A 14,745-nucleotide genomic window follows, 5' to 3' on the forward strand; every position below is an offset into this window, starting at 1 on the left:
CCATGGCTCGCCTGGCGGTGCTCAGCCCAGCGTGCTGACCGTATCGTCGGCCCCAGGCTGGCAGCCATCGGCAATATTATCCCAGCCGTGGTGGAGCACCAGTTGCTCGTTACGCACGCACAACTCAATGCGCCGGCTGTCGGGCCATTGCGCGCGCACGAACTGCTCGATGGCGGCCGGCATGCTCACCTGATAGTGGCGGGCGGCCAGGTTGGCCGCTGGGTGATCGCTGTTATGCAGCAGCGGCACCAGGTAGGCGGCCCACACCATGAAGCCGTATTTCACGTCGATGCTGCTGGGCTGGTACTGCGCCTGCTGCAGCCAGCGCTGCGCCGCCTCGCGCGGGGCGTCCGCGGCCGGCAGTTCGCCCCAGGCGCGAGCCAGCAGCTCGGCCAGCCACTGGTTGCAGTTCTGGTAGCGGGTGGAAAACGCATAGGCATTGGCGCTGTATTGCGCGCCCAGCACGGCCAGCGCCTGCGCACGGTCCAGCGCGGTTGCCGCCAGCTGCTCTTCGGCACGCGCGGGCAGCAGCAGGATGGAGACATAGGCGCTGTCCTGCTGATGGCTGTCGAGCAGGAAGCCGGATAGGCCCTGGTCGTAGATGTGCGGCTGGCTGTCGTCGCAGGCGTAGTACAGCTGGCGTACCGACCACGGGGTATTCGGGCTTTGCCGTAGGCTGATGCCGGCATGGGTGTAGCGGATGGCAAAGCGGTCGAGATCCAGTCCGGCGCGCGCCACGATGGCGGCCTGGCTGCCCGATTGTTGCAGTACGTTTTTCACCGCCTCGCTGAATAGCAGCAGGCGGTTTTTTTGTACCGCGGATTGCGCCGGCGGCCGGTCGCAAAACAGCAGCGAGTTGGCCTGTGCCGGCAGGGCGGCCAGCAGCAGCCAGCAGGCGAGCGTGCCGACCAGTGTCAACAGCTTGCGGCCAACGGCGGGTAACGACGGGAGGGCGATCAGGGGCGGCATGGCGATGGCAATCGGAAAGCGGCGGGCGGTCTGGCATCGGCGCCAGGGAAGCGCCGACGTCAGCAGACGAAAGGCAGGCGGATCAGGAAACGATGTTCGGCTGCAGCTCTTGCAGCCACGCCTGTTCCAGTACCAGCACAAACGGCGTACCGGTGTCGGCCTTGGCAAACGCCAGCCCGTAGGGGCGCTTGCTGGCGGTGACGGTATTGCCCTTGGCCACGGCGGCGCGCTGGGCGTCCGCCTGCGGCACATACAGGTAGAACTCGGCCTGCTGCGGGTTGTTCAGCGCCTGCAGCGTCAGGCGGGCCTGGCCCGGTTTGCCGTCGGCCTGAGCCACGTCGATCACCTTGTAATCGCCTTCCGCGATGTGCAGCGCCTTGGACGAGCCGCGCACGGTGTCGGAGATGCTGCCTACCGTGGCGCTGACGCTTTCCGATACGGAATACAGCGAGATGGCCTGGGCGGCGGGGGCGGCCAGCAGGCAGCCGGCAAGGGTGAATACGGACAGGATCGTTGGCATAGACAGCTTCATCGGGTAATGCTTTCCAGGGGTGAATGTTTCCGGTTGGTAGCCGTTTGGTACGTAATTATTAATATTTATTAATGACTTACGTGCCGCGGTGGCCAGCAAACCGGCAACTATACTGCCTGCCGCGGGTGACGGCCAGCCCCCGGGGCGCTCAGTCGCGGCTGGGCGCGTCGTGGCAGACGCAGCCCTCGCCGCTGGCGGCGCCCTCCAGCGTCTTGAGAATGCCGCAGTCGGCCACGGTATGCGGCGCATCGCAGCGCGCGCGCAGGGTGAGCAGCTGCTGTTCCAGCCGCTGCAGGCTGGCGATCTGCTGGTGAATGCGGCCGATCTGCGCATCCAGCAGCGCGTTGATATCGTCACACGGCGCCGGCGACGGGTGCTGGTGATAGGCCAACAGGCGGCGGATGTCGGCCAGCGACATAGCCAGCGAGCGGCAATGGCGGATAAAGGCCAGCTGCTCCAGGTGTGCCTGCTCGTAGCGGCGGTAACCGCTGGCACTGCGTGCCGGCGCCGGCAGCAGGCCCTCGCGCTCGTAGTAGCGGATGGTTTCGGCATCGCAGCCGCCGCGTTTGGCCAGTTCTCCGATCTGCATGTTGCTGCTCCCGCAAAAAATACTTGACCCTATAGTAACTACAGGGTTTGCAATGACACAAACTGCATTGCGGAGACTGAGATGAGCCATTGCTGCCAGAGCGGTAACGGGTCTTGCCACACGCCGGGCGACGCGCACACTGCCCGCCACGGCCACGGCCACGGCCACGGCCACGGCCACGGCCACGACCACGACCACGACCACGACCACGACCACGGCGCGTCGTGCCAGCCGTGCACCGGGCAGGCCGCCAGCGCGGCGGCCCCGGCCGACAGCCTGCAATGGCGGCTGCGCATCGCGGCGATGGATTGCCCCACCGAAGGCCGCATGCTGGAAAAGGCGCTGGCTGGCATGGCTGGCGTGCTGCAGCTGGACTTCAACTACATCGAACGGCTGCTGATCGTGCACCACCGCGGCGCCAGCCTGCCGGCGCTGCAGCAGGCCATCGCCGCCACCGGCATGCAGGCCGAGCTGCAGAGCGATGCGGCCAAGCTGCCGGCAGCGGCGCCGTTCGCGTCCTGGCCGTTGCTGGCCGCCGGCCTGCTGGCGGCGCTGGCCGAGGGGCTGGTGTTTGCCGGCCAGGCGGAAACCGGCTGGGCGGTGATCACTACGGCGGCGGCGTCCATGCTGCTGGGCGGGCGCGGTACCGCGCGCAAGGGCTGGTATGCGCTGCAGAGCCGCAGCCTCAACATCTACTTCCTGATGAGCCTGGCGGTAGCCGGCGCCATGCTGCTGGGACAGTGGCCGGAGGCGGCGATGGTGCTGTTCCTGTTTGCGCTGTCGGAGCGGTTGGAGGCGATGTCGCTGGCGCGCGCCGGCGCCGCGGTGCGCGCGCTGATGGCGCTGAAGCCGGAGCAAGCCTGGGTGCAGCACGCTGACGGCTGGCAGCAGGTGGCGGCCGGCAGCGTCGAGGTTGGCCGCATGGTGCGCGTACGCCCCGGTGAGCGCGTGCCGCTGGATGGCCGCATCGTCGATGGCCACAGCGATTTCGACGAAGCGGCGATCAACGGCGAGAGCCTGCCGCTGGCCAAGGGGCCGGGCGAGCAGGTGTTCGCCGGTACCATCAACGGTGCGGCGCTGGTGACATTGCAGGTAACCGCCGCTGCCGACGGCAGCCTGCTGGCGCGCATCATCGAGCGGGTGCGCGACGCGCAGGCCGGCAAGGCGGCGACGCAGCGTTTCATCGACCGCTTTGCCGCGATATACACGCCGCTGGTGGTGGCGCTGGCTGTGTTGTTCGCCATTGCCGCACCGCTGGCCGGCTGGTTGCCGTGGTCGCAGGCGCTGTATCAGGCGCTGGTGCTGCTGGTGATCGCCTGCCCGTGCGCGCTGGTGATCGCCACGCCGGTGACGCTGGTGTCGGCGCTGTCCGCCGCCGCCCGCCACGGCATGCTGATCAAGGGCGGCGCGGCATTGGAAACCGCCGCCCGCGTGCGTGTGGTGGCGCTGGACAAGACCGGCACGCTGACCCGCGGCCAACCGGTGCTGGACAGCGTGCACAGTCTGGATGCGGCGCTGGACGAGCGCGGCGCGTTGCAGCTGGCCGCCAGCCTGGAGGCGCACTCCACCCACCCGCTGGCACGGGCGGTACTGCAGGCAGCGCAGCGGCAGGGCATCGCCCCGCTGGCGGTGGACGCGCTGCAGGAGCTGGCCGGCGAGGGTGTCATCGCCCGCATAGCCGGCGTGCGCTACGGGCTGGGTAATGCCCGGTTGGCCGCGCGGCTGGGAGTAGCGGCGGCAACGTTGGCCGCAAGCGATCAGCCGCTACGCGGCGGCATGCTGCTGTGCCGCGATGGCCAGTTGCTGGCGCAGCTGACGGTGGCGGACGGCCTGCGGCCGGAAGCGGTGGCGGCGGTAGCGGCGCTGCAGCGGCAGGGCATGCGGCTGCTGGTGCTGTCCGGCGACCATCCGGCGGAAGTGGCGCGCATCGCCGCTGCCGCCGGCATTGCCGACGCCGCCGGCGCGCTGCTGCCGGAGGACAAGCTGGCCAGCATCCGCGCCGTGGCGGAGCATGGCGCAGTGGCGATGGTGGGCGATGGCGTCAACGACGCGCCGGCGCTGGCGCAGGCTGATCTCGGCATCGCCATGGGCGCCGCCGGCAGCGATGTGGCGCTGGAAACCGCGCAGGTGGCGCTGATGGAAGACCGCCTCGACAAGCTGCCGCAGTTGTTCGCCCATGCGCGGCGCAGCATGGCGGTGCTGCGCGCCAATATCGTGCTGGCGCTGGCGATCAAGCTACTGTTTTTCGTGTTGGCGCTGGCCGGGGTGGCCAGCCTGTGGATGGCGGTGTTCGCCGACGTGGGCGCCAGTCTGCTGGTGATTTTCAACGGCCTGCGCCTGGCGCAGCCTATCAAGGAGTAAGCGTATGCGCTGGCTGGAATGTCGGGTGCCACCGCCTGTGGTGGGCCTGTTGTGTGCCTTGTTGATGTACGGCTTGCACGGCTGGCTGCCCGCTGCCGCCATGTTGCTGCCGGCGGCGTTGGCATGGCCATTTGTGGCGCTGGGGCTATTGCTGGATGGCAGCGCGGTGCTGGCTTTTTTCCGCCAGCACACTACGGTGAATCCGCTGAAGCCGCAGAACAGCACGGCACTGGTGATCAGCGGTTTCTATCGCATCAGCCGCAACCCGATGTACCTGGGCATGCTGTGCCTGCTGCTGGCCTGGGCGCTGTGGCTGGGTAACTGGGCGACACTGGCGGGGCCGCTGCTGTTCTGGCTGTGGATCAGCCGCTGGCAGATCGCGCCGGAGGAACGCGCGCTGGCGCAGCGCTTCGGCGATGACTACCGAGGCTACTGCCGCCGGGTGCGGCGCTGGCTGTGAGCGGGACTCTGCAATGAAAAACGCCGGGTAAAAGCCCGGCGTGTGCATATGCAATGAAGCGTGCAGATTAGGTCACGTTCTGGCTACAGGCACTATCAGAGAAGGCCCCCTGGCCCAGCCCGACATTCTTGCAGCTTGCCTTCGGTGCTTTAAATTCATCCTGGCTGTGGATGGTCAGCGACGGTGCCAGCTCATGCAGCGAGAAGCCGTCCACGCCAATGGCACCAAACGGTGCATTGATGCCCAGGCTGGCGAACGGTGCTTGCTTGCCCAGGTCGTAGCCACCACCGATTTCACCCTGCAGGTCGTTCTTGCCGTTGAGGTAGCTTAGTTTCAGCTTGCTGAGGCTGACACCGCCCAGCACGTTGATGTGCACGGCCAGGTTGGCGCCCTCGGTGTTGCCGTTCTGCTTGACGCGGGTATCGAACACGCCCAGCACCAGAGTTGGCACCAGCTTGTTGCCGAGGGCGATATTGACGCCGGCATAAGCGTTGGTGTTGTGCTTAACACCATCGGTTACCAAGTCGTAGCCGAAACCGATGGCTTGGGCATTGGTAGCAAACAGACTGCCGATCACGGCTGCAGTAGCAAGTACTTTTTTCATGTTGTCATTCCCTGTTGTGGCCAGTGGTACTGCTGGCTGGATTGGAAAAATGCTGCTTAGCCCGGCGCGTTGCTGCAGGTGCTGTCAAAGAACTGCCCCTGACCCAAGCCGACATTCTGGCAGCTAGTGCTCGGGGTATTGAATTCTTCCTGGCTGTGGATGGTCAGCGACGGCGCCAGCTCATGCAGCGAGAAGCCGTCCACGCCAATGGCGCCGAACGGCGCATTGATGCCCAGGCTGGCAAACGGTGCTTGCTTGCCCAGGTCGTAGCCGCCACCGATTTCACCCTGCAGGTCGTTCTTGCCGTTGAGGTAACTCAGTTTCAGCTTGCTGAGGCTGACACCGCCCAGCACGTTGATGTGCACGGCCAGGTTGGCGCCCTCGGTGTTGCCGTTCTGCTTGACGCGGGTATCGAACACGCCCAGCACCAGAGTTGGCACCAGCTTGTTGCCCAAGGCGATATTGACGCCGGCATAAGCGTTGGTGTTGTGCCGCACTTCATTGCTGGTGAGTGCATAGCCGTTACCTGCATCGGCGTTGGCCAGTGTTGCGAACAGGCAGCCCATCAGGCTGGCGGTAATCAGTTTTTTGTTCATGGTCGATTTCTTGCAAGTGGTGATGCATTCCATGAAATTGTAAATTAAATGCTTAAAACATTTCGGCGTAATTGCTAGTGAATGGCAGGGGTGTAATCAGGCGTTATAGCTGGAGAGGTTTTATCGCGGTTGTTGCTGTGCAATGGGCATCTTCACGCTTGGATATCCACCGCATTGCCCAGCAAATTAGCAACTGGGCCGTCGCCGCTGGCATAGGCCTGACTCAGCTTGCTCTGTTGCTGGCGCTGCTGCGCCGCCTCGGCCAGCGCCTTTAGCTCCATCTGGCGCGCTCTGGCGGCCACTGCCAGATCCTGGCCGGATGGCTGCGCCGGCGCCAGCGCGGCAGACTGGATGATGCGTGCCTTCTGCGCGGTTTCCTCGGGCGTGCGTGCCGGCGAGACTTCAATGTTGACGCTGCCGCCGATGGCGTAGCGCACGCCGTCCGGTCCTTGCTGGTAGTCGTAGCTGGGGCCGCTGACGCTGATGCCGCTGGCGGCGGCCAGGTGCGCCTGTTCGTGGGCGCGCACTTCGCGGTCGCGGTTCTGCAGGGCGCGTACCAGGGTCTTGTCGTCGTCGCTGAGCTGGCCGTTTTTGCTGCCGCCGCGGCTGTAGCCGGGCGAGCGGTCGGCAATGGTCGATAAGTCCCCCTCGCTGCTGTACAGCGCAGCGCCGTAACTGTCGGAGGAGGAAATGCCGGAAATTGCCATGACGAATCAGCCACTTGGGAAGGCTGTTTCATTGTAGGACATCGTTACACGACGCAAGGGCGTGCCAGCGGCACGCCCTTGTCGTTGCGGCCAACGTTGGCCGCCGCGCGAGTAGCTAGCTCAGTGGCTGCGCTCGCCGGTCTGCAGCCGCCACAGCGCGGCGTAGCTGCCGTTGGCCAGCAGCAGCTGCTCGTGGGTGCCGGCCTCCACCACGCGGCCCTGTTCCAGCACATAGATGCATTCGGCATGGCGCACGGTGGACAGGCGGTGGGCAATCACCAGCGTGGTACGGCCCTGCGACACCACGTCCAGCGAGCGCTGGATCGCCGCTTCGGTCTCGTTGTCCACCGCGCTGGTGGCTTCGTCCAGCACCAGGATTTTCGGGTCTTTCAGGATGGCGCGCGCCAGTGCCAGCCGCTGGCGCTGGCCGCCGGACAGCTTCTGGCCGCGCTCGCCGATCGGGGTGTCGTAGCCCTGCGGCAGGCGGGCGATGAATTCGTCGGCCTCGGCGGCGCGCGCGGCGGCAATCACCGCTTCGCGGCTGGCCTGCGGCACGCCGTAGGCGATGTTGGCCGCCACCGTACCGTCGGTGAGGAACACGTCCTGGCTGACATAACCGATGGCGCGGCGCAGGTCGGCCAGCGCCAGCTGGCGGATGTCGTGGCCATCCAGCGTGATGCTGCCCTGGCTGCTTTCGTAAAAGCGCAGCAGCAGCTTGATCAGCGTGCTCTTGCCGGAGCCGGTGGCGCCGACAAAGGCCACGGTGTGGCCGGCCGGTATCTGCAGCGACACCTCGTGCAGCACCGGCTGCGCGCCGTAGCCGAATGACAGCCTATTGAAAGCCAGCGCGCCGGATACTTGTGCCGCCGGCAGTGCCTTGCCGTGGTAGTCGATGGTGAGCGGTGCGGCCAGAATGCCCAGCACGCGGTCGATGGCGGTCATCGAGCGCTGGTACAGGTCGGCGATGTCGGCGAGGCCGGTGAGCGGCCACAGCAGGCGTTGCGTCAGGTACACCAGCACCGAGTAACTGCCGACGCCGATGGCGCCGGACAGCGCCAGGTAGCCGCCGTACACCAGCGTCACCACGAAGCCGGCCAGGATCGCCATGCGGATCACCGGGATGATGGCCGACGACAGCCGGATGGCGCTGGCGTTGGCCGCCCGGTAGCGCGCGCTGGCGTCGTGGATGTGCTCGGCCTCGAATGCCTCGGCGGTAAACGCCTTGATGGTGGCAATGCCCAGCAGGTTGTTGTTGAGGCGGCCGTTCACCACTCCGGCGGCCTCGCGCACCGCGGCGTAGCGCGGCGCGATGCGTTTCTGGAACCAGAAGGTGCCGAACAGGATCAGCGGCACCGGAAACAGCGCGATGGCGGCCAAGGTTGGCGCCAGGTAGAAGAACACGCCGCTGACCAGCACGCTGGAACACAGCACCTGGATGATGCTGTTGGCGCCGCCATTGAGGAAGCGCTCCATCTGGTTGATGTCGTCGTTGAGAATGGACATCAGATTGCCGGTGCTCTTATTCTCGAAATACGCCAGCGGCAGCTTCTGCACATGGCGGTAGGCATCCAGCCGCAGATCGTGCTGCAGGTTCTGCGCCAGGTTGCGCCAGCGTAGCTGGTACAGGTATTCGAACAGCGATTCGCCGGCCCAGATCAGCACGGTGAGCAGGCCCAGCCACAGTAGCTGGTGAAAAGTGTCGGTAATGCCGAGGCGTGCCAGGAACGAATCCTGCTTGCTCACCACCACATCCACCGCCACGCCGATCAGCACCTCGGGCAGGATGTCGAAGAATTTGTTGCAAGCGGAAAACACGCTGGCAAGATACGCATCCCGCCGGTAATGGCGGGCATACTGGAACAATCGCGACAGTGAAGAAGACATGGCGGTAGCGGGTGGTGGCGGGGATGCGCCATTGTACGCGGCTGTCATCGATAACAAAGCTGGTAAAGCGGCCACGGCGCTGCGATACAACAGCACAATAGATAAGGACAGGCAGGGTATGAGCGAACAGAGTGTTAATCAGCGCGAGCTGAGCATGTCGGTGTTGATGACGCCAGACATGGCCAATTTTTCCGGCAACGTGCACGGCGGCGTGCTGCTGAAGCTGCTGGACCAGGTGGCCTACGCCTGCGCCAGCCGCTACGCCGGCTGCTACGTGGTGACGCTGTCGGTGGACCAGGTGCTGTTCAAGCAGCCGATCCACGTCGGCGAGATGGTGACCTTCTACGCCAGCGTCAACCACGTTGGCCGCACCTCGATGGAAGTCGGTATCAAGGTGGTGGCGGAGAACATCCAGGAGCGCAGCGTGCGCCACACCAACAGCTGCTACTTCACCATGGTGGCCTACGACAACGGCAAGGCCATGCCGGTGCCGCCGCTGAGCCTGGACAGCGACACCCACAAGAAGCGCTTCCGCGAGGCCGAAATCCGCAAGCAGATGCGGCTGGAAGCCGCCCGCAAGATGGAAGAATCCACCAGCGCCTGAGCCGGCACGCGGCTTGCCGCGGCAGCGCCACGCCGCGACAATGCCGCCTTTGCCCGCCGACGGAGCCGCCGCATGTTCCAGCTGATTGCCACCGACCCGCGTTTCTACGTGATTGCCAAAGCCCCCGGGCTGGGCTTTCACCGCGAGGACGATGCCCCCGGGGTGCTCGACATCGTGCGCGACGGGCTGCAGGACGCGGCGCTGTGGCCGGTGCACCGGCTGGACAAGGTCACCTCCGGCCTGCTGGTGCTGGCGCGCAGCCAGCCGGTGGCGGCGGCGCTGGGGGCGGCGTTTGCCGGGCGTGAGGTACAGAAGTACTACCTGGCGCTGTCCGACGCCAAGCCCAATCGCAAGCAGGGGCTGATCAAGGGCGATATGGACAAGGGGCGTGGCGGTGCCTGGCGGCTGTGCCAGAGCCAGGACAACCCGGCGGTGACGCAGTTTTTCAGCCACTCGCTGGCCCCCGGACGGCGCTTGTTCGTGCTGCGTCCGCGCAGCGGCAAGACCCACCAGCTGCGGGTGGCGATGAAGTCGCTGGGGGCACCGATTCTCGGCGATGCGCTGTATGGCGGCAGCGCCGCCGACCGCACCTATCTGCATGCCTACGCGCTGAGTTTCGCGCTGGATGGCGAGTCGTTCAGTTTCACCTGTCCACCCGCGCATGGCGAATGTTGGCCGCAGCCGCAGCTGGCCGACTACCTGGCGGCCAACCCGCCGGCGGCGCTGCCATGGCCGGTGCGGTAACGCCGGCTGGGCGTGACGGTAGTCACTTCAATATCCGCGCCATCCGCGTTGCGGTGAGAACGCTAGCGGCTTGCCCGCTTGCCGGGTGGCAGCCGCCGCAAAACGCTCGTTCGGCCCCGCGAATTCAACAGCTCCAGTCTTGACGCCGGCTTGCGGCAAAACGGGTGTTCACTCGTCTGCAGGCTGGCGCGGCTCTGGCGGCGTGCCGCTCAGCCGCCGTGCCTGTACCTCGAACGGGTTGTCCCAGTACGGCCGCCGGCCGCGCAGCCATTGCCACAGGCTGGCCGCCGGATAGGCCAGCAATAGCAGCACGCCCCAGCGCCGGAACTGGCGCACGTGCACCTGCTCGTGCGCGCGCAGCGCCGCCAGCGTGGCCAGATCCAGCCCCAGGATCACGTGGCCGAGGGTGATGGCGGCAAACGGCAGCCGCCGCAGCCAGCGCCAGGGTGGCAGTGCCACTTCCAGCACACCTTGTTGCCATTGGGCGCGGCCACCGCAGGACAGCAGCAAGGCGGCCAGCAGCAGCCCCGGCAGCGAGCACGGCGCCGCCCACAGATAACCCAGGCTGCGACGCAGACGCTGGCGCGACATAGTTACTTCACCGCCCGTGCCATCAGCAGGCAGTCGTGATAGGCACCATGGCGCAGGCCATCGCCGCGCAGCGTGGCTTCGCGGGCAAAACCGAATTTCTCGTACAGCGCGATGGCCGGCGCATTGTCGCAGAACACTTTCAGCTGCAGCCGGCGGTAGGGCAGGTAATGGCTGACCTGCAGCAGCAGTGCCGTCAGCAGGGCATTGCCGATACCGCTGCCCTGCTGCGCCGGATGCACGCTGATGCCCAGCTCGGCAATGTGCGCCAGCCGCGGGTTGTCGCCCGGCTGCCAGATGCCGGCATTGCCGAGGATGCTGCCATCCGCCGCTTCCGCCACCAGGCCAAGGTTGCCGGCGCCCAGCCGCTGGCGCCAGCTGCGTTCGTCCGGGTAGGGCAGCTGCAGGGTATTGCTCTGCACGGCATCTTGCGCCATCAGCGCGGCGATGGCGGCGGCGTCGCCTAGCTCACTGTGACGCAGGCTGAACGGTTGCCGCTCTCGGCGTGGCAATGGAGATGCTGCCGCTGCCGGCGCAGGGTTGGCCGCATGCTCGCCGGGGCGAAAGCGCAGCCGCGCCATCAGTACTGCATCCTCATACACGCCTTCGCGCAGATTGAAGCCACGCGCCACGCCTTCGTGCAGAAAGCCATAGCGTTCATACAGCGCGATGGCGCCATGGTTGTCATGCACCGCGTCCAGCTCGATGCGCTTGAGATCCAGCCAGTTGTCGGCATAGTCCAGCAGCGCGCGCATGAGGGCACCGCCCACGCCCTTGCCCTGCCAGTCGTCGCGCACCATCAGGAACAGCAGTGCACAGTGGCGGCGGCGCAGGGGCTGCGCCAGGTGCAGGCCGCCGCAGCCCACCAGCGCTCCATCCGGCGTGCAGGCTACCAGCGCGTGGATGTGCGGCGGAAAGTTGTCCACTAGCTGCTGCACGCTGGCCAGTGACTGGAACGGCTGTTGCAGGGTATTGCGCACTACGCCGGGGCTGGTGCGCAGGCGGTGCAGGGCGGCGGCATCGCCCGGGGCGAGACGGCGGATGTGGTAGTTCATGGCGGGCTTTCGGCGTTGCCGGGCGACGGCAGCAATTGGCCGCACCCGAAGCGATACCATGCCATGTGCTTAGCCGGAAGCACAACTGCCCGTGCGGCCAACGTTGTGGCCGCACGAGCAGTGGGGGCGTGGTTACGGCTTAGCGTCGCGGCTGCGCCGCGCTATCCACCAGCACCATCAGGTGCTGGTAGGGGATGCCGCTGTGGCTGGACAGGCCGATCTCGCAGGTGGCGCTGGTGGAGAAGCCGCCGCAGCAGCCGGAAACCTGTTGCTTCAGCCCGCTTAGCGCGCTTTCGTTCAGCTCCGGGTGCGAAAAACCCTTGTCGCCGGCAAAGCCGCAGCAGGTGATGCCGGCCGGCTCGATCACCGTCTTGGCGCAGCGGCGTGCCAGCGCGTTGAGGGTGGCGGACTGGCCTTTCTTGCGCATCGAACACACCACGTGCAGCGCCACGGTCTCGTCCTGCGGGCTGAACTGCAGGTACTGTGCCGCCTCGTCCTGCACGAAGGTGGTGACATCCACAATGCGTAGCCGCGGGTCCTGCACGCCGTCCAGCAGCGCGGCGGTGCACACGCCGTTGTCGATCAGCACCGGCCAGCGGCCGTTGTCGCTGGCGGCCAGCAGCGCGGCCTCCACTTCGTTGATTTTCTTCTGTGCCGCCTCGGCCGCGCCCTTGGACTTGAACGGCGTGCCGCAGCACAGATTGGCCAGATTGTCCGGGTACAGCAGCTGGTAGCCGGCCTTGTTCAGCACCGAGGCCACTACTTCGTTCAGCGGCCGCGCATCCGGCGCCTTGGCGGACGGCACGAAGGTGCGGGTCAGGCAGGACGGCAGGTACACCACCTTGCGCGCGCTGCCGCTCTGGCCGGTGGCCAGCTGCAGCTTGCCGGCGGCGCGCGGGAAGTACGGCGTCCAGCGCGGAATCTTGCGGCCAACCACCTTGCGCAGGCCGTGCATGATGGCGCCGGTGGCGGCATCGCCGGCCACTGCGTGCAGGGTGTCCAGCGCCTTCAGCCCCAGCTTGGCGCCGCTGGCGGCGGTGGCGAAGTTGTCGGCCAGGGTGTTGGCGGTGGCCCAGCCGATGTCGGTGAGCTGCGCCTCGCGGATCAGGCTGGTCAGGCTGCCGGTGTTGATGCCCACCGGGCAGGCGGTTTCGCACAGGCCGCAGGTGGTACAGGTTTCATCGCCGGCGTACTGGTAGGCGGCCTGGATCTCGGCCAGCCGCTCGCTGTCGCCCTGTTTTTCCAGCAGCGCCATCTCGCGGTTGGCGACGATGCGCTGACGCGGGGTGAGGGTGATGGCGCGGCTGGGGCACATCACCTCGCAGAAGCCGCACTCGATGCACTTGTCGATCAGCGGGTTGGCCGTCGGGATCGGCTTCAGGTCGCGGATGTGCAGCTGTTTGTCACGGGTGATGATCACGTCCGGGTTGAGAATGCCCTGCGGATCGAACAGCGCCTTGATCTCCTGCATCAGGCGGAAGGCGGCGGCGCCCCACTCCAGCTCCACGAACGGCGCCATATTGCGGCCGGTGCCGTGCTCGGCCTTCAGCGCGCCTTCGTACTCCACCGCCACCAGCTGGCACACCGCGTCGATGAACGCCTCGTAGCGGGCGATTTCCTCCGCGCCGCTGAAGTTGGGGGTGAACACGAAGTGCAGGTTGCCTTCCAGCGCGTGGCCGAAAATGATCGCCTCGTGGTAGTGGAACTGCTTGAACAGCGCCTGCAGCTTCAGCGTGCCCTCGGCCAGATGCTCGATCGGGAAGGCCACGTCCTCGATGATCACCGTGGTCTCTGCCGCCCGCATCGCCCCCACGCTGGGGAACATGCCCTTGCGGATGTTCCAGTACTGGGTGTACTCGGCGACGTCGCTGGTGAAGCGGATGCCGGTTGCGGTGGCGATGTGCTGGATAAAGCCGCTGATGGCCGCCACGTTGGCCGCAATCGCCTCCGGGCTGGCGGCGCGGGTTTCCATCAGAATGGCGGCGGCGTCCGGCCCCAGCGTCTTGATGAAGTCCGGCACGCCTGCTTTGTTTTCCACCGATTTCAGGCTGGCGCGGTCCAGCAGCTCGGCCGACGACACCACGTCCTTGTGCTGCGCCAGGATGGCAATCGCGTCGCAGGCGGCCTTGATGCTGTCGTAGAACACCAGCGCCGACGCCTTGTGCGGGTGCTCCACCACGCTGTGGTAGGTGACCTCGGACACGAACGCCAGCGTGCCTTCGCTGCCCACCAGCAGGTGCGTCAGCATCTGCAGCGGGTCGGCAAAATCCAGCAGCGCGTTCAGGCTGTAGCCGGTGGTGTTCTTCATCTTGTACTTGCGGCGGATCTTGGCCGCCAGATCGGCATCGTTCAGCACGCGCTGGCGCAGCGCGGCCAACTGTGCCAGCAGGCCGGCGTGGCTGACACGGAACGCCGCTACGCTGGCGGCGTCGCCGCTGTCCAGCAGCGTGCCGTCGGCCAACAGCAGGCGCAGCGATTTCAGCGTCTGGTAGCTGTTCTCGGCGGTGCCGCAGCACATGCCGCTGGAGTTGTTGTTGACGATGCCGCCGATCATGGCGGAATTGATGGTGGCCGGATCGGGGCCGATCTTGCGGCCGTACGGCAGCAGCGCGGCATTGGCCTCGGCGCCGATCACCCCCGGTTGCAGGCGGATGGCGGCGCCGTCATCCAGCACCTGCAGCTTCTTCCAGCCGTGGCTGGCCACCACCAGGATCGAATCGCTCACCGCCTGGCCGGACAGCGAGGTGCCGGCGGCGCGGAAGGTGACCGGCAGCTGCAGGCTGGCGGCCTCGCGCAGGATGGTGCGCACCTCGTCCTCGTGCTCGGTCTTGATGACGATCTTGGGCGTCAGCCGGTAACAGGAGGCATCGGTGCCGTAGGCCAGCGTCGACAGCGGGTCACTGAACACCCGGCGCGCGGGCAGCACTTCCAGAATGCGTTGATGGAATTCGCGATAGGCACCTTGCAGCATGGGTCTCTCCGGCGGCCGCGGCGGGCCTGTTCTCTCTGTAGCCCGCATGGTGCCACAACGCATCGCGGCGCCCATTTGGGG

14 protein-coding genes are annotated in these 14,745 nt (G+C 66.4%); 4 read left to right on the forward strand and 10 right to left on the reverse strand.

The features are described from left to right. Positions 1–21 precede the first annotated feature (21 nt). From ABNW52_RS14625 to cadR, 3 genes are all read right to left on the reverse strand, one after another. Positions 22–969, reverse strand: coding sequence for a DUF2145 domain-containing protein (locus ABNW52_RS14625; protein WP_349589271.1), 948 nt, complete (start codon positions 967–969; stop codon positions 22–24). A gap of 82 nt (positions 970–1,051) precedes the next feature. Continuing rightward, positions 1,052–1,501, reverse strand: a complete 450-nt coding sequence (locus ABNW52_RS14630) for a hypothetical protein (protein WP_349589273.1) — start codon at positions 1,499–1,501, stop codon at positions 1,052–1,054. 148 nt (positions 1,502–1,649) lie between these two features. Then, positions 1,650–2,090 (reverse strand): Cd(II)/Pb(II)-responsive transcriptional regulator, encoded by a 441-nt coding sequence (gene cadR / locus ABNW52_RS14635; RefSeq protein ID WP_349589275.1) that lies wholly within the window; start codon positions 2,088–2,090, stop codon positions 1,650–1,652. An 81-nt stretch (positions 2,091–2,171) separates the two neighbouring features. Here cadR and ABNW52_RS14640 point away from each other — a divergent pair, with 81 nt between their 5' ends. Further along, positions 2,172–4,451, forward strand: coding sequence for a heavy metal translocating P-type ATPase (locus ABNW52_RS14640; protein WP_349589277.1), 2,280 nt, complete (start codon positions 2,172–2,174; stop codon positions 4,449–4,451). 4 nt (positions 4,452–4,455) lie between these two features. Then, on the forward strand, positions 4,456–4,911 hold the full coding sequence (locus tag ABNW52_RS14645) for a methyltransferase family protein (protein ID WP_349589280.1): 456 nt from the start codon (positions 4,456–4,458) through the stop codon (positions 4,909–4,911). A gap of 67 nt (positions 4,912–4,978) precedes the next feature. Here the strand turns inward: ABNW52_RS14645 and ABNW52_RS14650 are convergent, their stop codons facing one another. The 4 genes from ABNW52_RS14650 to ABNW52_RS14665 all read right to left on the reverse strand — a co-directional run bounded on the left by ABNW52_RS14650 (position 4,979) and on the right by ABNW52_RS14665 (position 8,702). After that, the gene (locus tag ABNW52_RS14650) at positions 4,979–5,515 is read right to left on the reverse strand and encodes a hypothetical protein (protein WP_349589283.1); all 537 of its coding nucleotides are present in this window, start codon (positions 5,513–5,515) and stop codon (positions 4,979–4,981) included. Between the two features lie 56 nt (positions 5,516–5,571). Next, positions 5,572–6,111 (reverse strand): hypothetical protein, encoded by a 540-nt coding sequence (locus ABNW52_RS14655; RefSeq protein WP_349589286.1) that lies wholly within the window; start codon positions 6,109–6,111, stop codon positions 5,572–5,574. A 152-nt stretch (positions 6,112–6,263) separates the two neighbouring features. Next, the gene (locus tag ABNW52_RS14660; protein ID WP_349589289.1) at positions 6,264–6,818 is read right to left on the reverse strand and encodes a putative metalloprotease CJM1_0395 family protein; all 555 of its coding nucleotides are present in this window, start codon (positions 6,816–6,818) and stop codon (positions 6,264–6,266) included. 120 nt (positions 6,819–6,938) lie between these two features. Next, on the reverse strand, positions 6,939–8,702 hold the full coding sequence (locus tag ABNW52_RS14665; protein ID WP_349589292.1) for an ABC transporter ATP-binding protein: 1,764 nt from the start codon (positions 8,700–8,702) through the stop codon (positions 6,939–6,941). Positions 8,703–8,820: 118 nt separating this feature from the next. Between ABNW52_RS14665 and ABNW52_RS14670 the strand changes: the two genes are divergently transcribed. Together ABNW52_RS14670 and ABNW52_RS14675 are read left to right on the forward strand one after the other, a co-directional pair. Further along, complete coding sequence (locus ABNW52_RS14670; RefSeq protein ID WP_349589294.1) at positions 8,821–9,306, forward strand: acyl-CoA thioesterase; 486 nt, start codon at positions 8,821–8,823, stop codon at positions 9,304–9,306. Between the two features lie 72 nt (positions 9,307–9,378). Then, entirely contained in the window at positions 9,379–10,050 is a 672-nt protein-coding gene (locus ABNW52_RS14675) for a TIGR01621 family pseudouridine synthase (RefSeq protein ID WP_349589296.1), read from the forward strand. Between the two features lie 168 nt (positions 10,051–10,218). Here ABNW52_RS14675 and ABNW52_RS14680 read toward each other — a convergent pair whose 3' ends face one another. The 3 genes from ABNW52_RS14680 to ABNW52_RS14690 form a co-directional block, all read right to left on the reverse strand. Continuing rightward, positions 10,219–10,641: a hypothetical protein gene (locus ABNW52_RS14680; RefSeq protein ID WP_349589299.1), complete on the reverse strand. Its 423-nt coding sequence runs from the start codon at positions 10,639–10,641 to the stop codon at positions 10,219–10,221. Between the two features lie 2 nt (positions 10,642–10,643). Further along, positions 10,644–11,693 carry a GNAT family N-acetyltransferase gene (locus tag ABNW52_RS14685; protein WP_349589302.1) on the reverse strand — a complete coding sequence of 350 codons (1,050 nt, stop codon included), beginning with the start codon at positions 11,691–11,693 and terminating at the stop codon, positions 10,644–10,646. A 139-nt stretch (positions 11,694–11,832) separates the two neighbouring features. Next, positions 11,833–14,664, reverse strand: a complete 2,832-nt coding sequence (locus ABNW52_RS14690) for an FAD-binding and (Fe-S)-binding domain-containing protein (RefSeq protein ID WP_349589304.1) — start codon at positions 14,662–14,664, stop codon at positions 11,833–11,835. Between the last annotated feature and the right edge of the window lie 81 nt (positions 14,665–14,745).

Source organism: Vogesella oryzagri (genome assembly GCF_040148885.1).
Lineage (GTDB): Bacteria > Pseudomonadota > Gammaproteobacteria > Burkholderiales > Chromobacteriaceae > Vogesella > Vogesella oryzagri.